This is a genomic window from Leclercia sp. 29361, from assembly GCF_011290365.1.
Lineage (GTDB): Bacteria > Pseudomonadota > Gammaproteobacteria > Enterobacterales > Enterobacteriaceae > Enterobacter > Enterobacter tamurae.
Map to the genome: position 1 here is coordinate 893,267 of NZ_CP049786.1, position 21,742 is coordinate 915,008.

At 57.7% G+C, this 21,742-nt stretch carries 19 protein-coding genes; 11 read left to right on the forward strand and 8 right to left on the reverse strand.

The window, feature by feature from the left end:
- Nucleotides 1-26: 26 nt before the first annotated feature.
- The 3 genes from fhuC to fhuB are packed head-to-tail and all read left to right on the forward strand — an operon-like array spanning nucleotide 27 to nucleotide 3,693.
- Nucleotides 27-824 carry a Fe3+-hydroxamate ABC transporter ATP-binding protein FhuC gene (gene fhuC / locus G7090_RS04200; protein WP_106994286.1) on the forward strand — a complete coding sequence of 266 codons (798 nt, stop codon included), beginning with the start codon at nucleotides 27-29 and terminating at the stop codon, nucleotides 822-824.
- A complete protein-coding gene (fhuD, locus tag G7090_RS04205) occupies nucleotides 824-1,714 on the forward strand; it encodes a Fe(3+)-hydroxamate ABC transporter substrate-binding protein FhuD (protein WP_166181623.1) in 891 nt (296 codons plus the stop codon). The genes fhuC and fhuD overlap by 1 nt, the downstream gene beginning before the upstream one ends.
- Complete coding sequence (gene fhuB / locus G7090_RS04210) at nucleotides 1,711-3,693, forward strand: Fe(3+)-hydroxamate ABC transporter permease FhuB (RefSeq protein ID WP_166181624.1); 1,983 nt, start codon at nucleotides 1,711-1,713, stop codon at nucleotides 3,691-3,693. Before fhuD ends, fhuB begins: the two co-directional genes overlap by 4 nt.
- Before the next feature lie 143 nt (nucleotides 3,694-3,836).
- Here the strand turns inward: fhuB and hemL are convergent, their stop codons facing one another.
- Entirely contained in the window at nucleotides 3,837-5,117 is a 1,281-nt protein-coding gene (gene hemL, locus G7090_RS04215) for a glutamate-1-semialdehyde 2,1-aminomutase (protein ID WP_166181625.1), read from the reverse strand.
- Nucleotides 5,118-5,294: 177 nt separating this feature from the next.
- Between hemL and clcA the strand changes: the two genes are divergently transcribed.
- Nucleotides 5,295-6,671 (forward strand): H(+)/Cl(-) exchange transporter ClcA, encoded by a 1,377-nt coding sequence (gene clcA, locus G7090_RS04220; protein ID WP_166181626.1) that lies wholly within the window; start codon nucleotides 5,295-5,297, stop codon nucleotides 6,669-6,671.
- A gap of 79 nt (nucleotides 6,672-6,750) precedes the next feature.
- Nucleotides 6,751-7,095 (forward strand): iron-sulfur cluster insertion protein ErpA, encoded by a 345-nt coding sequence (gene erpA / locus G7090_RS04225; protein WP_032616597.1) that lies wholly within the window; start codon nucleotides 6,751-6,753, stop codon nucleotides 7,093-7,095.
- Between the two features lie 97 nt (nucleotides 7,096-7,192).
- Here erpA and G7090_RS04230 read toward each other — a convergent pair whose 3' ends face one another.
- Genes G7090_RS04230 through mtnN form a run of 3 tightly spaced genes read right to left on the reverse strand, consistent with a single transcriptional unit; the run spans nucleotide 7,193 to nucleotide 9,325 of the window.
- Nucleotides 7,193-7,816, reverse strand: coding sequence for a TRIC cation channel family protein (locus G7090_RS04230; RefSeq protein ID WP_106994292.1), 624 nt, complete (start codon nucleotides 7,814-7,816; stop codon nucleotides 7,193-7,195).
- 17 nt (nucleotides 7,817-7,833) lie between these two features.
- Complete coding sequence (btuF, locus tag G7090_RS04235) at nucleotides 7,834-8,634, reverse strand: vitamin B12 ABC transporter substrate-binding protein BtuF (RefSeq protein ID WP_166181627.1); 801 nt, start codon at nucleotides 8,632-8,634, stop codon at nucleotides 7,834-7,836.
- Nucleotides 8,627-9,325, reverse strand: coding sequence for a 5'-methylthioadenosine/S-adenosylhomocysteine nucleosidase (gene mtnN, locus G7090_RS04240; protein WP_106994294.1), 699 nt, complete (start codon nucleotides 9,323-9,325; stop codon nucleotides 8,627-8,629). Before mtnN ends, btuF begins: the two co-directional genes overlap by 8 nt.
- Nucleotides 9,326-9,407: 82 nt before the next feature.
- Between mtnN and dgt the strand changes: the two genes are divergently transcribed.
- From dgt to cdaR, 3 genes are all read left to right on the forward strand, one after another.
- Nucleotides 9,408-10,922, forward strand: coding sequence for a dGTPase (gene dgt, locus G7090_RS04245; RefSeq protein ID WP_166181628.1), 1,515 nt, complete (start codon nucleotides 9,408-9,410; stop codon nucleotides 10,920-10,922).
- Between the two features lie 130 nt (nucleotides 10,923-11,052).
- Entirely contained in the window at nucleotides 11,053-12,486 is a 1,434-nt protein-coding gene (degP, locus tag G7090_RS04250) for a serine endoprotease DegP (RefSeq protein ID WP_106994296.1), read from the forward strand.
- 159 nt (nucleotides 12,487-12,645) lie between these two features.
- Nucleotides 12,646-13,803: a DNA-binding transcriptional regulator CdaR gene (cdaR, locus tag G7090_RS04255; protein WP_039030313.1), complete on the forward strand. Its 1,158-nt coding sequence runs from the start codon at nucleotides 12,646-12,648 to the stop codon at nucleotides 13,801-13,803.
- Between the two features lie 140 nt (nucleotides 13,804-13,943).
- Here the strand turns inward: cdaR and G7090_RS04260 are convergent, their stop codons facing one another.
- From G7090_RS04260 to map, 4 genes are all read right to left on the reverse strand, one after another.
- The gene (locus tag G7090_RS04260) at nucleotides 13,944-14,333 is read right to left on the reverse strand and encodes a DUF3461 family protein (protein WP_032616607.1); all 390 of its coding nucleotides are present in this window, start codon (nucleotides 14,331-14,333) and stop codon (nucleotides 13,944-13,946) included.
- A 111-nt stretch (nucleotides 14,334-14,444) separates the two neighbouring features.
- Entirely contained in the window at nucleotides 14,445-15,269 is an 825-nt protein-coding gene (gene dapD / locus G7090_RS04265) for a 2,3,4,5-tetrahydropyridine-2,6-dicarboxylate N-succinyltransferase (RefSeq protein WP_106994297.1), read from the reverse strand.
- Nucleotides 15,270-15,299: 30 nt separating this feature from the next.
- Complete coding sequence (gene glnD / locus G7090_RS04270; protein WP_166181629.1) at nucleotides 15,300-17,975, reverse strand: bifunctional uridylyltransferase/uridylyl-removing protein GlnD; 2,676 nt, start codon at nucleotides 17,973-17,975, stop codon at nucleotides 15,300-15,302.
- A gap of 62 nt (nucleotides 17,976-18,037) precedes the next feature.
- Nucleotides 18,038-18,832 carry a type I methionyl aminopeptidase gene (gene map, locus G7090_RS04275; protein ID WP_106994298.1) on the reverse strand — a complete coding sequence of 265 codons (795 nt, stop codon included), beginning with the start codon at nucleotides 18,830-18,832 and terminating at the stop codon, nucleotides 18,038-18,040.
- A gap of 321 nt (nucleotides 18,833-19,153) precedes the next feature.
- Between map and rpsB the strand changes: the two genes are divergently transcribed.
- From rpsB to pyrH, 3 genes are all read left to right on the forward strand, one after another.
- Nucleotides 19,154-19,879 carry a 30S ribosomal protein S2 gene (gene rpsB, locus G7090_RS04280; protein ID WP_103178332.1) on the forward strand — a complete coding sequence of 242 codons (726 nt, stop codon included), beginning with the start codon at nucleotides 19,154-19,156 and terminating at the stop codon, nucleotides 19,877-19,879.
- A 117-nt stretch (nucleotides 19,880-19,996) separates the two neighbouring features.
- Nucleotides 19,997-20,848 (forward strand): translation elongation factor Ts, encoded by an 852-nt coding sequence (gene tsf / locus G7090_RS04285; protein ID WP_039030310.1) that lies wholly within the window; start codon nucleotides 19,997-19,999, stop codon nucleotides 20,846-20,848.
- A 150-nt stretch (nucleotides 20,849-20,998) separates the two neighbouring features.
- Entirely contained in the window at nucleotides 20,999-21,724 is a 726-nt protein-coding gene (pyrH, locus tag G7090_RS04290) for a UMP kinase (protein ID WP_166181630.1), read from the forward strand.
- Nucleotides 21,725-21,742 lie beyond the last annotated feature (18 nt).

Consider the following 21,742-nt stretch of genomic DNA (forward strand, 5'->3'; position numbering starts at 1 on the left):
CCTTTTCTTTACTTAAGTTGGCTAACATGCAGGAAAACAACCCGCAGTCCGATACCACTTTTGCACTCGATGGCATCTCCTTTCGCGTTCCCGGACGCACGCTGCTGCATCCGCTTTCGCTGACCTTTCCCGCAGGCCAGGTGACAGGCCTGATCGGCCATAACGGCTCCGGCAAATCCACCTTACTGAAAATGCTTGGCCGCCATCAGCCGCCTTCCGACGGCGATATTCTGCTCGACGGACAGCCGCTGGAGAGCTGGAACAGCAAGGCTTTTGCCCGCAAGGTGGCCTATCTGCCGCAGCAGCTGCCGCAGGCGGAAGGCATGACCGTCCGTGAGCTGGTGGCGATTGGCCGTTATCCCTGGCATGGTGCCTTGGGTCGCTTCGGCGTAGCCGACCGCGAGAAAGTGGAGGAGGCGATTGCGCTGGTGGGGTTAAAACCGCTGGCCCACCGTCTGGTGGATAGCCTGTCCGGTGGCGAGCGCCAGCGGGCGTGGATCGCCATGCTGGTGGCCCAGGACAGCCGGTGTTTACTGCTGGATGAACCCACTTCGGCGCTGGATATCGCCCATCAGGTGGACGTGCTGGCGCTGGTGCATCGCTTAAGCCAGCAGCGCGGGCTGACGGTGATTGCGGTGCTGCACGACATCAATATGGCAGCGCGTTACTGCGACTATCTGGTGGCGCTGCGCGGTGGTGAGATGATCGCCCAGGGCACACCTGCCGAGCTGATGCGCAGTGAAACGCTGGAAAACATTTACGGAATTCCAATGGGTATTCTGCCGCATCCTGCCGGAGCGGCACCGGTGAGCTTTGTCTATTGATGCCTGAGTTAACACATATTAGCCGTCGTCGACTGTTGACGGCGATGGCCCTCTCGCCGCTGCTGTGGAAAATGGGCACGGCGCATGCCGCGACTGTCGATCCTCATCGCATTGTGGCCCTTGAGTGGCTGCCGGTTGAGCTGCTGCTGGCCCTCGGCGTCACGCCCTACGGCGTGGCCGACATTCCCAATTATACCCTGTGGGTGAACGAGCCTCGTCTGCCGGAATCGGTGATCGACATTGGCCTGCGTACCGAGCCCAACCTCGAGCTGCTCACCCAGATGAAACCGTCGTACCTGGTCTGGTCGGCAGGATATGGCCCGTCGGAAGAGAAGCTGGCGCGGATTGCGCCGGGGCGCGGGTTCGCCTTTAGCGACGGCAAAAAGCCGCTGACCAATGCCCGCAAATCCTTAACCGAGATGGCGCAGCTGCTGAACATGGAGGCGGCTGCCCGTTCGCATCTGGATCATTTCGACAGCGTGATCGACAGCTACAAACCGCGTTTTGCCGGCCGGGGCGATCGCCCGCTGCTGATGGTCACCCTGCTTGATGCCCGCCATATGCTGGTGTTTGGCAATAACTGTCTGTTCCAGGAAGTGCTGGATCGCTACGGGATTAAAAACGCCTGGGAAGGGGAGATGACCTTCTGGGGCAGCACCGCCGTCGGCATCGACCGTCTGGCCATGTTCCGCGATGTGGACGTGCTCTGCTTCGATCACGGCAACGAGCGCGAGATGCAGACCTTGATGGCGACGCCGCTGTGGCAGGCAATGCCGTTTGTCCGCCAGCAGCGTGTGAAGCGCGTCCCGGCGGTGTGGTTCTACGGCGCGACGCTGTCGGCCATGCACTTTGCCCGGGTGCTGGATAGCGCGCTGGGAGGTCAGGCATGAGATCGCGGATAGCCTTTTTCCCGGCGCTGTTAATGGCGCTGCTGGTGGTGGTGGCGCTGGGCTTAACCTGGTCAAATCTCAATCTGGCCCTGCCGCGCGCCCAGTGGGGCACCGCCCTGGTGGCCCCGGATATCGACAATATTCAACAGATGCTGTTCCACTACAGCCTGCTCCCGCGGCTGGCGATCTCGCTACTGGTGGGTGCCGGGCTTGGGCTGGTGGGCGTGCTGTTCCAGCAGGTACTGCGTAACCCGCTTGCGGAGCCGACCACCCTGGGGGTGGCCACCGGTGCCCAACTGGGGATGACCATCATCACCCTGTGGGCGCTGCCGGGGGCGCTGGCACCGCAGTTTGCCGCGCTGGTGGGGGCTTGCGTCGTCGGGGCGATTGTCTTTGGTGTGGCCTGGGGCAAACGCCTCTCGCCGGTAACGCTGATCCTCGCCGGTCTGGTGGTGAGCCTTTACTGTGGGGCGGTGAACCAGTTGCTGGTGATTTTCCATCACGACCAGCTGCAGAGCATGTTCCTCTGGAGCACCGGGACGCTGACGCAAACCGACTGGAGCATCGTTCAGCGCCTGTGGCCGCAGCTGCTCGGCGGCGTGCTGCTGACCCTGCTGCTGCTGCGTCCCCTGACCCTGATGGGGCTGGATGATGGCGTGGCGCGTAATCTTGGCCTGGCGCTGTCGCTGGCCCGTCTGGCGGCGCTGACCCTGGCGATTGTCATCAGCGCCCTGCTGGTGAATGCGGTCGGCATCATCGGGTTTATCGGCCTGTTCGCGCCGCTGCTGGCAAAAATGCTCGGCGCGCGGCGCTTGCTCTCCCGCCTGATCCTTGCCCCGCTGATTGGCGCGCTGATCCTCTGGCTCTCCGATCAGGTGATCCTCTGGCTGACCCGGGTGTGGATGGAAGTCTCCACCGGGTCGGTGACGGCGCTGATTGGCGCGCCGCTGCTGCTGTGGCTGCTGCCGCGTCTGCGCAGCATGAGCGCCCCGGCGATGAACGCCGGCGATAACGTGCAGGCTGAGCGTCACCACGTACTGTGGTTTGCCCTGGCGGGCGGCGCGGCGCTGCTGCTGGCGGTGATTGCGGCGCTGGCGTTTGGCCGGGATGCCGCGGGCTGGCACTGGGCGAGCGGGGCGATGCTCGATGAGCTGCTGCCGTGGCGCGCGCCGCGTATTTTCGCCGCGCTGATTGCCGGGGTGATGCTGGCGGTCGCGGGCTGCATTATCCAGCGTCTGACCGGCAACCCGATGGCGAGCCCGGAAGTGCTGGGGATCAGCTCCGGTGCGGCCTTCGGCGTGGTAGTGATGCTCTTCTTTGTGCCGGGTAATGCCTTCGGCTGGCTGATGCCGGCGGGCAGTATCGGTGCGGCGGTGACGCTGCTGATCATCATGATTGCCGCCGGACGGGGCGGCTTCTCGCCGCACCGGATGCTGCTGGCGGGGATGGCCCTGAGTACTGCGTTCACCATGCTGCTGATGATGCTGCAGGCCAGCGGCGATCCGCGCATGGCGCAGATCCTGACCTGGATCGCCGGCTCAACCTATAACGCCACTACCGAACAGGTGGTGAGTACCGGTATCGCGATGATCGTGCTGCTGGCGCTGGTGCCGCTGTGCCGTCGCTGGCTGACGGTGCTGCCGCTGGGGGGCGACACGGCCCGGTCGGTGGGGATGGCGCTGAGTGCTTCGCGCATCGGTCTGCTGCTGCTGGCGGCGTCGCTGACGGCCACAGCTACCCTGACCATTGGTCCACTGAGCTTTATCGGGCTGATGGCGCCGCATATCGCGCGAATGATGGGCTTCCGCCGGACGATGCCGCACATTGTGATGTCGGCGTTAACGGGGGGGATCCTGCTGGTGTTCGCCGACTGGTGTGGCCGGATGGTGCTGTTCCCGTATCAGATCCCGGCGGGGCTGCTTTCCACCTTCATCGGTGCGCCGTACTTTATCTATCTTCTGCGGAAACAGAGCCGATAAAAAAGCCGGGTGGCGGCTGCGCCTTACCCGGCCTACGAGGTCAATGCAAAACGGCAACCAACGGTTGCCGTTTTTTATGTGTACTCCCTCTCCCTGTGGGAGAGGGCCGGGGTGAGGGCATCAGGCCGCACCCCGGCAAATTATCAGAGCTTCGCAAACACCCGGCGCGCCGCGTCGATGGTGTTGTTGATATCCTCTTCGCTGTGCGCGACCGACATAAAGCCTGCCTCAAACGCTGACGGTGCCAGATAGACACCTTCCTCCAGCATCAGATGGAAGAAACGCTTGAAGCGCTCAACGTCGCACTTCACCACATCCTGATAGCAGGTCACGGTTTTCGCGTCGGTGAAGAAGATGCCGAACATGCCGCCAACGTGGTTCACCACCAGCGGGATACCCGCCTCTTCAGCCGCGTCCAACAGGCCGTTTGCCAGCTGAGTGGTGCGCTCGGTGAGGGTGGCGTGAATGCCCGGCTGCGCCACTTCGTTCAGGCAGGCGAAACCGGCCGCCATGGCAATCGGGTTACCGGAGAGCGTACCCGCCTGATAGACCGGGCCGGTTGGTGCCAGCGCGTCCATTACTTCTCTGCGGCCACCAAAGGCGCCTACCGGCATCCCGCCGCCGATGATTTTACCGAGGCAGGTCAGGTCCGGCACCACGTCGTAATAGGCCTGCGCACCCGCGAGGGCCACGCGGAAACCGGTCATCACTTCGTCGATAATCAGCAGCGCGCCGAACTCGTCGCACAACGCACGCAGCCCCTGCAGGAAGCCCGGCTGCGGTGGAATGCAGTTCATGTTGCCCGCTACCGGTTCAACGATAATGCAGGCGATCGCCTGCGGGTTCAGTTCAAACGCCGCGCGCACTGAATCCAGATCGTTATAGGTGCAGGTCAGGGTGTGCTTCGCGAAATCCGCCGGCACGCCCGGGGAGTTCGGCTGGCCGAGGGTCAGCGCGCCGGAACCGGCTTTCACCAGCAGGCAGTCCGCGTGGCCGTGGTAGCAGCCTTCGAACTTGATAATTTTATCGCGGCCGGTAAAACCACGGGCCAGACGGATGGCGCTCATGGTCGCTTCGGTACCGGAGTTCACCATGCGCACCATATCCATGGTCGGCACCAGTTCGGTCACCAGCGCCGCCATTTTCACTTCCATCTCGGTCGGCGCACCGAAACTTAATCCGCGCTGCGCCGCTTCGATCACCGCGTTGCGGATCGCCGGGTGGTTATGACCCAGCACCATCGGGCCCCATGAGCCGACATAATCGATATAGGCTTTGCCATCCACATCGTACAGATAGGCGCCATCGGCACGTTCGATAAACAGCGGTGTACCGCCCACGCCGGTAAAGGCACGGACCGGGGAGTTCACACCGCCGGGGATAAGCTCGCGGGCTGCACTGTAGAGGTTTTCAGACTTGCTCATGGCGTCGTTCCTGGCTCGTATAAAATGATTAAGCCCACTATTCTAAGTGATTCGTGGAAGGTTATGAAATCTTTACCCAGGTAATCCATTAACAATTGTTAAGCAATTTTCCGGAGACGGCCGGGCGGTCTCTGGTAAAATCCCTGCGGCTATTTGTATGACGAAAGATAACGGGCAATGAAAGCAGATTCTCCCTCATTTGAAGAACAACAGTTTGCGCGGGCGCGATACCGTATCAGCATCCGGCGGCTGCTCAACCGCGACAAGACACCGCTGGCGATTTTGCTGGGCGCGGCCGTTGTCGGCACGCTGGCCGGGCTGGTAGGCGTCGCGTTCGAAAAGGCCGTCAATGGCGTGCTTAACTGGCGTATTGGCACCGTGGCGGGTTATGCCGATCGTGACGTGCTGGTCTGGATCCTGGCGTTTGGTTTATCTGCCCTGTTCGCGATGGTCGGTTATTTTCTGGTGCGTAAATTCGCGCCGGAAGCGGGCGGCTCGGGGATCCCCGAGATAGAAGGGGCGCTCGAGGAGCTGCGTCCGGTGCGCTGGTGGCGCGTACTGCCCGTTAAGTTTATCGGCGGGATGGGGACGCTTGGCGCAGGGATGGTGCTCGGGCGAGAAGGGCCGACCGTGCAGCTGGGCGGTAACGTTGGCCGTATGGTCAGCGATCTGTTCAGGATGCGCAGCGCGGAAGCACGCCATACGTTGCTGGCCACCGGTGCCGCCGCGGGGCTCTCTGCCGCCTTTAATGCCCCGCTGGCGGGGATCCTGTTTATCATCGAAGAGATGCGCGCTCAGTTTCGCTATAACCTGATCTCGATTAAAGCGGTCTTCACCGGCGTGATTATGTCGAGCATTGTCTTTCGGCTTTTCAATGGTGAAGGGGCGGTGATTGAGGTCGGTAAGTTGACCAACGCGCCGGTCAATACGCTGTGGCTGTATCTGATCCTCGGCATGATTTTTGGCATCGTAGGTCCGCTGTTTAATGCCCTTATTATTCGCGCTCAGGATATGTTCCAGCGCATCCACGGCGGCAATACCACCAAATGGGTGCTGGTGGGCGGCCTGCTGGGGGGCGTGTGCGGCGTACTCGGCTTTATCGAACCTAACGCGGCAGGCGGGGGCTTTGGCCTGATCCCGATTGCGGCGGCGGGTAATTTCAGTATCGGCCTGCTGCTGTTTATGTTTATCTCCCGGGTTATTACCACCGTACTCTGCTTCTCCTCCGGCGCGCCGGGGGGCATTTTTGCCCCGATGCTGGCGTTGGGCACGTTGCTGGGTACCGCTTTTGGCATGGCCGCTGCCGCAGGTTTCCCGGCATATCATCTTGAGGCCGGCACTTTTGCCATCGCCGGAATGGGGGCGCTGCTGGCGGCATCGTTGCGCGCGCCGCTGACCGGCATCGTGCTGGTGCTGGAGATGACTGACAATTACCAGCTCATTTTGCCAATGATCATTACCTGCCTGGGGGCCACACTATTAGCCCAGTTCCTCGGCGGGAAACCGCTATACTCCACCATTCTTGCCCGTACCCTGGCGAAGCAGAATACTTGAATGAATTACCAGGGTATTAGATAATGACAACAAGAATTGGGTGATTTTTACCCACTAGCAGTATTCATGGGAGCATAAGATGAGTGATGACGTAGCGCTGCCGTTGCAGTTTACCGAAGCAGCAGCCAAAAAAGTAAAAGACCTGATTGCCGATGAAGACAACCCGGAACTGAAATTGCGTGTATACATTACGGGCGGCGGCTGCAGCGGCTTCCAGTATGGTTTCACCTTTGACGATCAGGTTAACGACGGCGACATGACCATTGAGAAGCAGGGCGTCGCGCTGGTCGTTGACCCGATGAGCCTGCAGTATCTGGTGGGCGGCGCGGTGGACTACACCGAAGGTCTGGAAGGTTCCCGCTTTGTGGTGACCAACCCGAACGCAACCAGCACCTGCGGGTGTGGTTCATCGTTCAGCATCTAAAGATTGTGCGGCCGGGTGCCCTCACCCCGGCCCTCTCCCACAGGGAGAGGGAGCAAAGACTAAAAACGGTAACCTTAAGGTTACCGTTTTGCTTTTGTTATCTTCCATTCTCATCCAGCGCAAAGGTTGGCAGCTTCAGGTGCCAGCGGATTGCCGCCAGTCGGATCCCCAGCGTAACTACCATCCCCAGCATCGCCGCCTGTTCCAGCGGAACGTGAAAGGTGTACCAGGCCGTGGCGTGGACGATCCCACCCAGAATACAGGCCGTGGCGTAGATTTCTGTTCTCAGGATCATCGGCACTTCGCGGGCCAGAATATCGCGGATAATCCCGCCGCCTACGCCGGTGACTACGCCCATACAGATCGCTACCAGCGGACCGGTGCCAGCCATAAAGGCTTTGTTTACGCCAATGCCAACAAACACCGCGAGGCCCACTGCATCCAGCACCGGCAGCAGCCATTTCGGCAGACGGCGCGGCTGGCGAACCAGAATAATGGTTAACATGCAGGTGACCATGGCCACCACCAGATCGGTGGGATCTTTGACCCAGAATACCGGGCCATGATCGAGCGCCATGTCGCGGATCGTCCCCCCGCCCACAGCGGTGACCACGCCTAACACCAGCACGCCAAACGGGTCCATGCGTAATTTACCGGCCAGCAGAACGCCGGAGATCGCAAAAACGGCTGTGCCAAGAATATCCAGCCAATAAACGAGCATCGTGATCCTCGGGAAAATTAGTGGCCCTGCGACAGCGCAGAGCAGAGTTGTTTTGCGGCGAGGATAATACGCGGGCTTGCGCGCTCAAACCAGTCGCTGTTCAGCGCAATCACGGGTATTTTTAGCTGGCTTTGCCAGTACTGTTCTATTTTAGGAATATCGCCCGCAGAACCGGCCACCACAATCGCCTGCGGCTGGCGCGCCAGCACCTGCTCGCGGCTTACCTGGGGCCAGGGAACACGGCTGGCGGCGAAGATATTTTCCCCGCCACACAGCTCAAGCACCTGATGTTGCAGGGAACCCTGGCTGGTGGTGAACAGCGGCTGTTGGCCGAACTGGAGAAATACCCGTTTTTTCGGCAGGGTGCCGTAGGTGGTTTTTAAGGCGGCATAATCGGTCAGCATCTGCTGTGCAGCCTGCCGGGCCTTGTCTGGCGACGGGCTCCAGGGAGCGAGATCGCGAAGGGCCTGGGCGACCTGTTCAATGCGGGTGGCATCGATCCACTGCACTTTAATCCCCAGCGAGGCCAGTTGGTTCACCTGACGTTCTGCATTGCCGCCGCGCCAGGCCAGCACCAGATCGGGCTTCAGGGCGACGATACGTTCGACGTTCATGCCTTGCCAGGTGGCGACCTGTTCAATCTTCGCCGCTTCGGGGGGATAGTCGGAAAAACTGCTGACCCCGACGGGGGTGATCCCGGCGGCAAAGGCCAGTTCGGTATTGGCAGGAGAGAGGGTGATAACACGCGGCGCGGCCAGAAGCCACGCCGGTGTCAGCAGAAACAGCGCCAGTAGCGCCCTGAGGAGCGGCTTAGCCACGCGCCAGTTTCTGCACCAGAGTCTCAACCATCAGGCTGGACTGTTTGGCAGCGACCACGAGGAACTCGTCGAAGCTCAGATGAGACTGCTGATCTGCCACGTCAGAGATGGCGCGAACCACCACGAAGGGGACGTTGAAGTTATGGCAGACGTGGGCAACGGCAGTAGCTTCCATCTCAACGGCAATCGCCTGCGGGAAGTTATGGCGGATTTTCGCCAGGTTCACGGAGCCATTGATAAAGGCATCGCCGCTGACAATCAGGCCGCGTACCGCGTTGAGGTTCAGTTCCGCGATGCAGCTTTCTGCGGCGGCAACCAGTTTGTCATCGGCTTTGAAACCGGCCGGGCAGCCCGGGAGCTGGCCATACTCGTAACCGAAGGCGGTCACATCGGCGTCGTGATAGCGCGCTTCGTCAGACACCACGATATCGCCCACTTTCAGGGTTGGCGCCAGGCCGCCCGCAGAGCCGGTGTTGATAATCACGTCTGGCTTGCAGTGTTCCAGCAGTAGGGTTGCGCCCAGCGCGGCGGAAACTTTACCGATACCCGATTTCAGCAGAGCAACTTCTGTCCCGTTCAGCGTGCCGGTGTAAATCTCGCAGCCACCCAGAGAGAGGGTCTGACGGTTCTCAATTTTGTCACGCAGCAGCGTAACTTCTTGTTCCATTGCTCCAATAATACCGATTTTCATAGATTTACTCGCGATGTGCCTTGTTAAGATGCATAGTCTATCATGCGCTTCAGGGGAAACGCATTCTCACGCGGGGGAGCACATGGCACCAATCGATTTTCGTACCAAAATTAACTGGCGTCGCCGGTACCGCTCTCCGCAGGGAAACAAGAGCGAACATGAGATCCTGCGGATCTTCGAAAGCGACCGCGGACGCATCGTTAATTCACCGGCGATCCGCCGCCTGCAGCAGAAAACGCAGGTCTTTCCCCTCGAACGTAACGCCGCCGTCCGTACCCGCCTGACCCACTCGCTGGAGGTGCAGCAGGTGGGCCGCTATATCGCCAAAGAGATCTTAAGCCGCCTCAAGGAGCAGCGCCTGCTTGAGACCTACGGGCTGGATGAACTGACCGGGCCGTTCGAAAGCATCGTCGAGATGGCGTGCCTGATGCACGATATCGGTAATCCCCCCTTCGGTCATTTTGGCGAAGCGGCTATCAATGACTGGTTCCGCCAGCGCCTGTTCCCCTCTGATGCCGCCAGCCAGCCGCTCAGCGACGACCGCTGCGTGGTGCAGGCTCTACGACTACGTGACGGCGAAGAGACGCTGAACGGGCTGCGACGCAAGGTGCGTCAGGATCTGTGTCATTTTGAGGGCAATGCGCAGGGCATCCGCCTGGTGCACTCCCTGATGCGCATGAACCTCACCTGGGCGCAGGTGGGATGCATACTGAAATATACCCGTCCTGCCTGGTGGCAGGGTGACCCGCCCGCGACGCACAATTATTTAATGAAAAAACCGGGGTACTATTTCTCGGAAGAGGCGTATATCGAGCGGCTCCGTCAGGAACTGTCCCTCCCGCCGTATGGCCGTTTTCCATTGACCTGGATTATGGAAGCAGCAGACGATATTTCCTATTGCGTGGCCGATCTGGAAGATGCGGTAGAGAAAAGAATATTCAGCGTCGAGGGGCTTTATCAGCATCTTTATGAGGCCTGGGGCAACCACGAGAAAGGGTCTTTATTTTCTCAGGTGGTTGAAAACGCCTGGGAGAAATCACGCTCCAATTCCCTCAGCCGCAGCACTGAAGATCAGTTCTTTATGTATTTACGCGTCAATACATTAAATAAGCTGGTGCCCTACGCGGCTGAGCGTTTTATCGACAATATCGAACAAATTTACAGCGGTGAATTCAATCATGCCCTGCTGGAGGATGACAGCAGCTTTAGCCAACTGCTTGAACTCTATAAAAATGTCGCTATGCGCCATGTGTTCAGCCATCCCGAGGTCGAGCAGCTGGAATTACAGGGCTACCGGGTGATAACCGGCCTGCTGGAAATCTATCGTCCGCTGCTGCAATTATCGGTGGAGGAATTCAGCGAGCTGGCCGAAAAGGAACGCGTTCGCCGTTTACCCATTGAATCCCGGCTATTTCATAAACTTTCGCCGCGCCATCGGCTGGCGTATGTGGAGTCGGTCAGTAAATTTGATCGGCAGCAGCCAGACTGGCCGGTGCTGGAGTTTTATTATCGCTGCCGCCTGATTCAGGACTATATCAGCGGAATGACAGACTTATATGCCTGGGATGAATACCGTAAGTTGATGGCGGTGGAATAAGGCTGAGTTTTGTAAAGACGGCCAATAAATTTTTACTTTTTCCAGAAACTTAATGCCGGAACTTAGCGCGACGAAACGAATCTGATATACACAGCAATTGTGCGTGACCTGTAAATCGAGATTAAGAAACATGAAAAAAACCACATTAGCAATGAGTGCACTGGCTCTGAGTTTAGGTTTAGCGTTATCCCCTCTGTCTGCCAGCGCAGCAGAGACCGTCTCTTCCGCAGCCACTGCGCAACAGATGCCAAGCCTGGCACCGATGCTGGAAAAAGTGATGCCGTCGGTAGTGAGCATCAATGTCGAAGGCAGCACTACCGTCAACACGCCGCGTATGCCGCGTAACTTCCAGCAGTTCTTTGGTGATAACTCGCCGTTCTGCCAGGAGGGGTCGCCATTCCAGAGCTCACCGTTCTGTCAGGGCGGGGCAGGTGATGGCAGCGGCGGCGGTCAGCAGCAGAAATTTATGGCGCTGGGTTCCGGCGTGATCATTGATGCCGCCAAAGGCTATGTCGTCACCAACAACCACGTGGTGGACAATGCCAGCAGTATCAAGGTCCAGCTGAGCGACGGGCGCAAGCTTGACGCCAAAATGGTCGGGAAAGATCCGCGCTCTGATATCGCCCTGATTCAGATTCAGGATCCTAAAAACCTGACCGCGATTAAGCTGGCCGACTCTGACGCGCTGCGCGTCGGGGATTACACCGTGGCGATCGGTAACCCGTTTGGTCTGGGCGAGACGGTCACCTCCGGTATTGTTTCTGCCCTCGGCCGTAGCGGTCTGAACGCAGAAAACTACGAAAACTTTATCCAGACCGATGCGGCGATTAACCGCGGTAACTCCGGTGGCGCGCTGGTCAACCTGAATGGGGAGCTGATCGGGATTAACACCGCGATCCTCGCCCCGGACGGCGGCAATATCGGGATTGGCTTTGCGATCCCAAGCAACATGGTGAAAAACCTGACCGCGCAGATGGTGGAATTTGGCCAGGTGAAACGCGGTGAGCTGGGTATCCTCGGTACCGAGCTGAACTCCGAGCTGGCGAAAGCCATGAAAGTTGACGCCCAGCGCGGCGCCTTTGTCAGCCAGGTGATGCCAAACTCCTCTGCAGCGAAAGCGGGGATCAAGGCCGGGGACGTGATCACCACCCTGAACGGCAAACCGGTAAGCAGCTTCGCGGCACTGCGTGCGGAAGTGGGCTCCATGCCGGTGGGTAGCAAAGTGTCCCTGGGTCTGCTGCGTGAAGGTAAACCGGTAACGGTGACCCTGGAACTGCAGCAGAGCAGCCAGAATCCGGCGGGTGGTGCTACCGCGGTCTTCAGCGGTATCGAAGGCGCGGATATGAGCAATAAAGGCCAGGATAAAGGCGTGTCGGTGGATAACGTCAAAGCCAACAGCCCGGCTGCCCGTATCGGCCTGAAGAAGGGGGATGTGATTATCGGCGCCAACCAGCAGCCGATTAAGAACGTCGAAGAGCTGCGCAAAATTCTCGACAGCAAACCGTCGGTGCTGGCGTTGAATATCCAGCGTGGCGACACCTCTCTCTATCTGCTGATGCAGTAATCTGTTCAGCCCCTGTTTCTGCCTGGAAACAGGGGCTTTTTCATCCCTTTCTGTGAACCCTTCCACAAGTCCATACTTCTCCCCATCAGTTTGTGCATTCGCACAATGCAGGCCTAATTAATCTTCCTTATGCTTGAGCTCTGCTCAGAGGAGGGCGACATGGCTGGCTGGCATCTTGATACCAAAATGGCGCAGGATATCGTGGCGCGAACAATGCGCATCATCGACACCAATATCAACGTGATGGATGCACGTGGCCGAATTATTGGCAGCGGCGATCGTGAGCGTATTGGGGAATTGCACGAAGGTGCGCTGCTGGTGCTCTCTCAGGGGCGCGTGGTGGATATTGATGACGCGGTGGCGCGACATCTGCATGGCGTGCGCCAGGGAATCAACCTGCCGCTGCGTCTGGAGGGCGAGATCGTCGGGGTTATCGGCCTGACCGGCGAGCCGGAATCCTTGCGCAAATATGGCGAGCTGGTCTGTATGACGGCAGAGATGATGCTGGAGCAATCCCGCCTGATGCACCTCCTGGCGCAGGACAGCCGCCTGCGTGAAGAGCTGGTCATGAACCTGATCCAGGCGGAAGAGCATACCCCGGCGTTGACCGAATGGGCGCAACGTCTGGGCATCGACCTTAACCAGCCCCGCGTGGTGGCGGTGATCGAGGTCGACAGCGGTCAGCTGGGGGTCGACAGCGCGATGGTGGAGTTGCAGCAGCTGCAGAACGCGCTGGCAACGCCGGAGCGCAATAACCTGGTAGCGATCGTCTCGCTGACCGAGATGGTGGTACTCAAACCGGCGTTAAACCAGTTTGGTCGCTGGGATGCGGAAGATCACCGGCGACGGGTGGAGCAGCTGATCGCGCGGATGAAAGAGAACGGACAGCTGCGTTTTCGGGTGGCATTAGGTAACTACTTCACCGGCCCGGGCAGCATAGCCCGCTCCTGGCGTACGGCCCGCACCACCATGATGGTCGGCAAGCAGCGTATGCCGGAAAACCGCAGCTATTTTTATCAGGATCTGATGCTGCCGGTGCTGCTCGACAGCCTGCGCGGCGGCTGGCAGGCCAACGAGCTGGCCCGCCCGCTGGTACGTCTGAAAGCGATGGATAACAACGGCCTGCTGCGGCGCACGCTGCAGGCGTGGTTCCGTCATAACGTGCAGCCGCTGGCGACCTCAAAGGCGTTGTTTATTCACCGTAATACGCTGGAATACCGCCTGAACCGTATTTCGGAGTTAACGGGGCTGGATCTGGGGAATTTTGACGACCGGCTGTTGTTGTATGTGGCGTTGCAACTGGATGAGCAGCGGTGATGTTGTTTGCCGGGTGGCGGCTGCGCCTTACCCGGCCTACGAGGTAAATGCAAAACGGCAACCAAAGGTTGCCGTTTTAGTGTTTGCACCCTCTCCCGGTGGGAGAGGGCTGGGGTGAGGGCATCGGGCCGCACCGGGCATTACTTGTTACGGGTCAGCTTCTCAAGATCCGCTTCGATTTCCGTGATCTTGTGGGCAACGACGCTTTCCAGATGACGCAGGTCATCCAGGATCTTCCGCTTCAGATCCACTTCAGTGCGATCGCGCTGGCAGATCTGATCCAGCTCATCAATCACATAGCGCAGATTTGGGCTGATCTCCTGCACCTCTTTGTAACCCTGCCCGATGCCATCGGCAACGACAGTCTTACGCTGACGGGGGTACTTGAACTTCACGCTCTTGGCGAAGAACTCGCCTTTATCCTTGTGGAAATAGATTTTCAGGATATCGTTGTTGGCTTCCTGACGGAGGCTGTAACGGTCAATTTCATCAGGATTAGTAATGCCCAGACTTTTCAGATTATCGTACATAGCGGTACCCTTGATCTCAACATAACCCATGAATAATTCACGAAAAAATCTATTTTCGCCACCCTGAGATATAAAAAAAGCGGGGTTGCCCCCGCTTTTTGTTATACCCGATTAATCGATGGTGCGCAGCAGTTCGTTGATGCCAACTTTGCCGCGGGTTTTCGCATCGACTTTTTTGACGATCACCGCACAGTAGAGGCTGTATTTGCCATCTTTTGATGGCAGGTTGCCGGAAACCACCACGGAACCCGCCGGAACGCGACCGTAATGCACTTCGCCGGTTTCGCGATCGTAAATACGGGTGCTCTGACCGATGTAAACGCCCATCGAGATCACCGAGCCTTCTTCCACGATCACGCCTTCAACCACTTCGGAGCGTGCGCCGATGAAGCAATTGTCTTCGATGATGGTCGGGTTCGCCTGCAGCGGCTCCAGAACACCACCGATACCCACGCCGCCGGAGAGGTGAACGTTTTTACCGATCTGCGCGCAGGAGCCCACGGTTGCCCAGGTATCCACCATGGTGCCTTCGTCAACGTAAGCGCCGATGTTCACGTAGGATGGCATCAGCACGGTGTTACGGGCGATATACGCACCCTGACGTACGGCCGCCGGCGGCACCACGCGGAAACCTTCTTTCTGGAAACGCGCTTCGTCGTAGTCAGCGAATTTCATTGGGACTTTATCGAAGTAGCGGCTTTCCGCACCGTCGATAACCTGGTTATCGTTAATACGGAAAGAGAGCAGTACCGCTTTCTTCAGCCACTGATGAGTGACCCACTGACCGTCGATCTTTTCGGCTACACGCAGTGCGCCGGAATCAAGCAGAGAAATCACCTGATTGACCGCCTCACGGGTCACGGTATCCACATTTGCCGGAGTAATGTCGGCGCGACGCTCAAAAGCGGACTCAATAACGTTCTGTAACTGCTGCATAGTTCAACTCTTTCCAGGTAAAAAAAAACATCACCCTTTATCGTTTGGATTGAGGGCTGCTGTCAACCGTTGTTGCACTTCCTGTTGCAGGGCATTATTAAGCCCACGACGGTCGGCTGTGGCGATTATAAATAAATCTTCTACTCGCTCGCCAATGGTTGTAATTCTGGCACCGTGCAGCGAAATTCCCAGGTCGGCAAACACCTGCCCGACCCGCGCCAGCAGCCCCGGCTGGTCGAGGGCGATCAGCTCGAGGAAAGATTTCCGGTCGGTATGGGTCGGCAGGAAATTGACCTCGGTATCGACGGTAAAGTGGCGCAGTTTGGCCGGCTGTCGACGCGGCTGCGGTGGCTGCCAACTGTGCTGGGTGATCGCCTGCTCCAGCCCGTAGCGAATCGGCTCGTGACGATCGGCGGAAAGGGGACTGCCGTCCGGCTCCAGCACAATAAAGGTATCCATCGCCATTCCGTCGCGGGTAGTGAAGATCTGCGCGTCGTGTACGCTGAGGTTACGCCGGTCGAGTTCCGCACAGACCGCGGCGAACAGGTAAGCGCGATCGGGGCTCCAGATAAAGATCTCCGTCCCGCCGCGGGTCGCCTGCGGACTGAGCAGGATCAGGGGCTTAGTCAGATCGTGCTGCAGCAGATGGCGGGCATGCCAGGCCAGCTGGTTCGGGCTGTGACGCACAAAATAGTTGGCGCGACAGCGGGCCCAAATCAGATGCAGCGCCTCTTCATTTATATTCTCCATCCGCAACAGCGCCAGGGCCTGCATCTGGTGATGGCGCACGCGCTCGCGCATGTCTGGGGTGCTCTGCATACCACGACGCAGCTGCTTTTCGGTGGCAAAGTAGAGTTCGCGCAACAGGCTCTGCTTCCAGCTGTTCCACAGCGTCTCGTTGGTGGCGCAGATGTCAGCCACCGTCAGGCAGACCAGGAAGCGCAGTCGGTTCTCGGTCTGCACCTCTTCGGCAAACTGTTTGATCACCTCGGGATCCTGAATATCGCGCCGCTGGGCGGTGACCGACATCAGCAGGTGATGGCGAACCAGCCAGGCGACCAGCTGGGTTTCACGCGAGTTGAGCCCGTGCAGCTCGGCAAATTTCAGCACGTCCTCCGCACCCAGGATCGAGTGGTCGCCGCCGCGCCCTTTGGCGATATCGTGGAACAGAGCGGCAATCAGGATCAGCTCCGGATTGGTGAGGCGTGGCCAGAGCTCAACGCAGAGCGGGTGGCGGCTGCGCACCTCCTCATTGGCGAAGCTTTCCAGCTTCAGCATCACGCGGATAGTGTGTTCATCAACGGTATAGGCGTGGAACAGATCAAACTGCATCTGGCCGACGATATGCGACCACTGCGGCATATAGGCCCAGAGCACGCTGTGACGATGCATCGGCAGCAGCCCGCGGCTGACCGCGCCCGGATGGCGCAACATGCTAAGGAACAGCGACCGCGCTTCCGGGATGTAGCACAAAGGCTGGGTCAGATGGCGGCGGGCATGGCGCAGGTGGCGTAGGGTGGTGGAGTAGATCCCGGTGATGGTGCTGTTACGCACCATGGCGTAGAACATCCGCAGGATCGCTTCCGGCTTGCGGATAAACAGCGTTTCGTCGCGCAGGTCGATTAAGGTGCCGCGCAGCTGGAATTCATCATCAATCGGGCGCGGTTTTTCATCCGCGGTCAGGGCGAGGATCGCCTCGTCGAACAGCTGCAACAGCATCTGATTCAGTTCACCCACCCGACGGGTGACGCGGAAGAAATCCTTCATCATCTGCTCGACCGGCTCGTTACCCTCGCCGCTGTAGTGCAGGCGCTGGGCGACGCTCAGCTGGCGGTCAAACAGCAGACGGTTGTCGTAGCGTGTCACTTCGAGATGCAGGGCAAAACGAATGCGCCACAGCAGATGCAGACACTCATTCAGCTCGGTCCGTTCGGCTTCGGTGAGAAAGCCAAAGCCGACCATCTCATCCAGCGAGGTGGCGCCAAAATGACGGCGGGCGACCCACTGCAGAGTGTGGATATCGCGCAGGCCGCCCGGGCTGCTTTTGATATCCGGCTCCAGGTTATAGCTGGTGCCGTGGTAACGCTGGTGGCGCACCTGCTGCTCATCGACCTTCGCGGCGAAGAACTTCTCCGACGGCCAGAAGCCATCGCTAAAGATGTGCTTTTGCAGCTCAAGAAACAGAGCCACATCGCCAATCAGCAGCCGTGATTCAATCAGGTTGGTGGCGACGGTAAGATCGGATAACCCCTCCAGGAGACACTCTTCCAGGGTGCGCACGCTGTGGCCGATTTCCAGCTTGACGTCCCACAGCAGGGTCAGCAGCTCGCCGATTTTTTGCGCCTGTTCATCCGGCAGCTTTTTCCGGCTCAGAATCAGCAGGTCGATATCCGAAAGGGGGTGCAGCTCACCCCGACCATAGCCGCCGACGGCGACCAGTGCCACATCGCCCAGCTGACCGAAGCCGTAGTCAATCCACAGGCGCTGCAGGAGCTGATCGATGAACTCCGTGCGCGCTTCAATGAGCGCTTCGGCGGAGATGCCGCTGTCAAAGGTCTCCCCCAGCCAGCGCTGGAAGGTGTCGATATGCGCTTTAATGCCCGCGCAGGTCAGCTCGGCCGTCGGCCAGACGCCAGGGTTGTCCGGCTGGCCAGGCAGGGTGGGGAGGGCCGTATTGGCATACTGTTCGGGTAAAAGGTTACTCATTGCGCGCCACCCATAAGAAAAAACGATAGCCATTAAAAAAGCCGGCATTTGCCGGCTTCTTATCATGCGTCTTGCGAGAGTATCGCCGGGATGGTGTCATCCTTGCGTAACGTCAGAATTTCGCAGCCGTTGTCGGTCACCACAATAGTATGCTCATACTGGGCAGACAAGCTCCGGTCTTTGGTTTTCACCGTCCAGCCATCTTTCATGGTACGGATGCGATAGTCGCCAGCGTTGACCATCGGCTCGATGGTGAAGGTCATGCCCGCCTGCAGCACCACGCCACCGTCATCCGCATCATAGTGCAGAACCTGTGGCTCTTCGTGGAACACACGGCCGATACCATGACCGCAGTATTCGCGCACCACGGAGAAACCCTCTGCTTCAACGAATTTCTGGATCGCCGCACCGAGGGTACGCAGACGAATGCCCGGCTTGACCATCTTCAGGGCCAGGTAGAGGCTCTCCTGGGTCACTTTACACAGACGCTCGCCCAGAATGGTCGGTTTACCAACGATGAACATTTTAGAGGTGTCACCGTGGTATTCATCTTTAATGACGGTCACGTCGATGTTGACGATGTCGCCGTCTTTCAGCAGCTTTTCGTCATCCGGGATGCCATGGCAAACCACTTCATTAATAGAGATGCAGACTGATTTCGGGAAGCCGTGGTAGTTAAGGCATGCGGAGATCGCCTGCTGCTCGTTCACGATGTAATCATTACAGATGCGGTCCAGTTCGCCGGTGCTGACGCCCGGTTTGACGAACGGCTCGATCATTTCCAGCACTTCAGCGGCCAGACGACCGGCGACGCGCATCTTTTCAATTTCTTCAGGTGTCTTAATAGAGATAGCCATGTAATCTGTCCATCGGTGTCGATTTTTTCGACAATACTAGTCTAAGTGTTGTCAATGGTATCAGTCTGGCGCACATGCTGCCAAATTGAGATTCCTTCACCGCACACTCCGCCAACAATTGTTGGTTTCGGGTAGCGTTTTGTGATATAAAGCGCGCCGGACTTCCGATCCATTTCAGATACACAGAATGGACGGAAGCGACAAATCTCACTTTGTGTAACAACACACACGTATCGGCACATATTCCGGGGTGCCCTTTGGGGTCGGTAATATGGGATACGTGGAGGCATAACCCCAACTTTTAAATAGAGGTTTTAAAACATGGCAACTGTTTCCATGCGCGACATGCTCAAGGCTGGTGTTCACTTCGGTCACCAGACCCGTTACTGGAACCCGAAAATGAAGCCTTTCATCTTCGGCGCACGTAACAAAGTTCACATCATCAACCTTGAGAAAACTGTACCAATGTTCAACGAAGCCCTGGCTGAGCTGAACAAGATCTCTTCCCGTAAAGGTAAGATTCTGTTCGTTGGTACTAAGCGCGCTGCAAGCGAAGCTGTGAAAGAAGCTGCTAACAGCTGCGACCAGTTCTTCGTGAACCATCGCTGGCTGGGCGGTATGCTGACTAACTGGAAAACCGTTCGTCAGTCTATCAAGCGCCTGAAAGATCTGGAAACCCAGTCTCAGGACGGTACTTTCGAAAAGCTGACCAAAAAAGAAGCGCTGATGCGCACTCGTGAGCTGGACAAGCTGGAAAACAGCCTGGGCGGTATCAAAGATATGGGCGGCCTGCCAGACGCGCTGTTCGTTATCGATGCTGACCACGAGCACATCGCAATCAAAGAAGCTAACAACCTGGGTATCCCAGTATTCGCAATCGTTGATACCAACTCCGATCCGGACGGTGTTGACTTCGTTATCCCGGGTAACGACGATGCAATCCGTGCTGTTAGCCTGTACCTGAGCGCTGTAGCTACTACCGTTCGTGAAGGCCGTTCCCAGGATCTGGCTTCTCAGGCGGAAGAAAGCTTCGTAGAAGCTGAATAATAAGGTTCTACCCCTTATTAGTACCGTGTATGAATAGGGGCCAATTATCGGCCCCTTTTTTCAATTTATACTGTTTGGCTTCTGGCCGGGCAGTTCACATCTCCCGAGGATTTAAGAATGGCTGAAATTACCGCATCCCTGGTAAAAGAGCTGCGTGAGCGTACTGGCGCAGGCATGATGGATTGCAAAAAAGCGCTGACTGAAGCGAACGGCGACATCGAGCTGGCAATCGAAAACATGCGTAAATCTGGTGCGATCAAAGCAGCTAAGAAAGCAGGCAACGTTGCTGCTGACGGCGTGATCATCACTAAGATCGACGGCACCTACGGCATCATTCTGGAAGTTAACTGCCAGACTGACTTCGTTGCTAAAGATGGCGGTTTCCAGGCATTTGCTAACAAGGTTCTGGACGCAGCTATTGCTGGCAAAATCACCGACGTTGAAGTTCTGAAAGCACAGTTCGAAGAAGAGCGTGTTGCACTGGTTGCTAAAATCGGTGAGAACATCAACATCCGTCGCGTATCTTCTCTGGAAGGTGACGTTCTGGGTTCATACCAGCACGGCGCACGTATCGGTGTTCTGGTTGCGGCTAAAGGCGCTGACGAAGAGCTGGTTAAACAGCTGGCAATGCACATCGCTGCAAGCAAGCCAGAATTCGTTAAGCCAGAAGACGTCTCTGCTGAAGTTGTTGAGAAAGAGTACCAGGTTCAGCTGGACATCGCCATGCAGTCTGGCAAGCCAAAAGAAATCGCAGAGAAAATGGTTGAAGGCCGCATGAAGAAATTCACCGGCGAAGTTTCTCTGACTGGCCAGCCTTTCGTTATGGATCCAAGCAAAACTGTTGCTCAGCTGCTGAAAGAGCACAACGCTGACGTAACTGGCTTCATCCGCTTCGAAGTGGGCGAAGGCATCGAGAAAGTTGAGACTGACTTCGCAGCAGAAGTTGCTGCAATGTCCAAGCAGTCTTAATCAGCGAAAAGAAGCCGCCTGAGGGCGGCTTCTTTTTGTGTACGTTATGTGTAAATCAGCCAGACGCCTATAGTGTCTGTGTTGAGATGCGATATATCATGTCGCCAGAATTAACCCCATCTTAATCGTTGACAGTCCCAGGAAAGAAATATGGCTACCAATGCAAAACCCGTTTACAAACGCATTCTGCTTAAGCTGAGTGGCGAAGCGCTGCAAGGGTCGGAAGGCTTCGGTATTGACGCAAGCATCCTTGACCGCATGGCGCAGGAAATCAAAGAACTGGTTGAACTGGGCATCCAGGTTGGCGTAGTCATTGGCGGTGGTAACCTTTTCCGTGGCGCGGGTCTGGCAAAAGCAGGCATGAATCGCGTGGTGGGCGACCACATGGGTATGCTGGCAACGGTCATGAATGGCCTGGCTATGCGTGATGCACTGCATCGTGCCTATGTGAATGCACGCCTGATGTCCGCTATTCCGTTGAATGGCGTGTGTGACAACTACAGCTGGGCCGAAGCCATCAGCCTGCTGCGCAACAACCGCGTGGTGATCCTCTCCGCCGGTACGGGTAACCCGTTCTTTACTACCGATTCCGCGGCCTGCCTGCGCGGTATTGAGATCGAAGCCGATGTGGTCCTGAAAGCGACCAAAGTGGATGGCGTGTTTACTGCCGATCCTGCCAAAGATCCTGCCGCCACCATGTACGATCAGCTGTCCTACAGCGAAGTACTGGATAAAGAGCTGAAAGTGATGGATCTTGCCGCCTTCACGCTGGCTCGCGACCACAAACTGCCGATCCGTGTTTTCAACATGAACAAGCCTGGCGCCCTGCGTCGCGTGGTCATGGGTGAAAAAGAAGGCACTTTGATCACGGAATAATTTCCGTAGACGATAAAT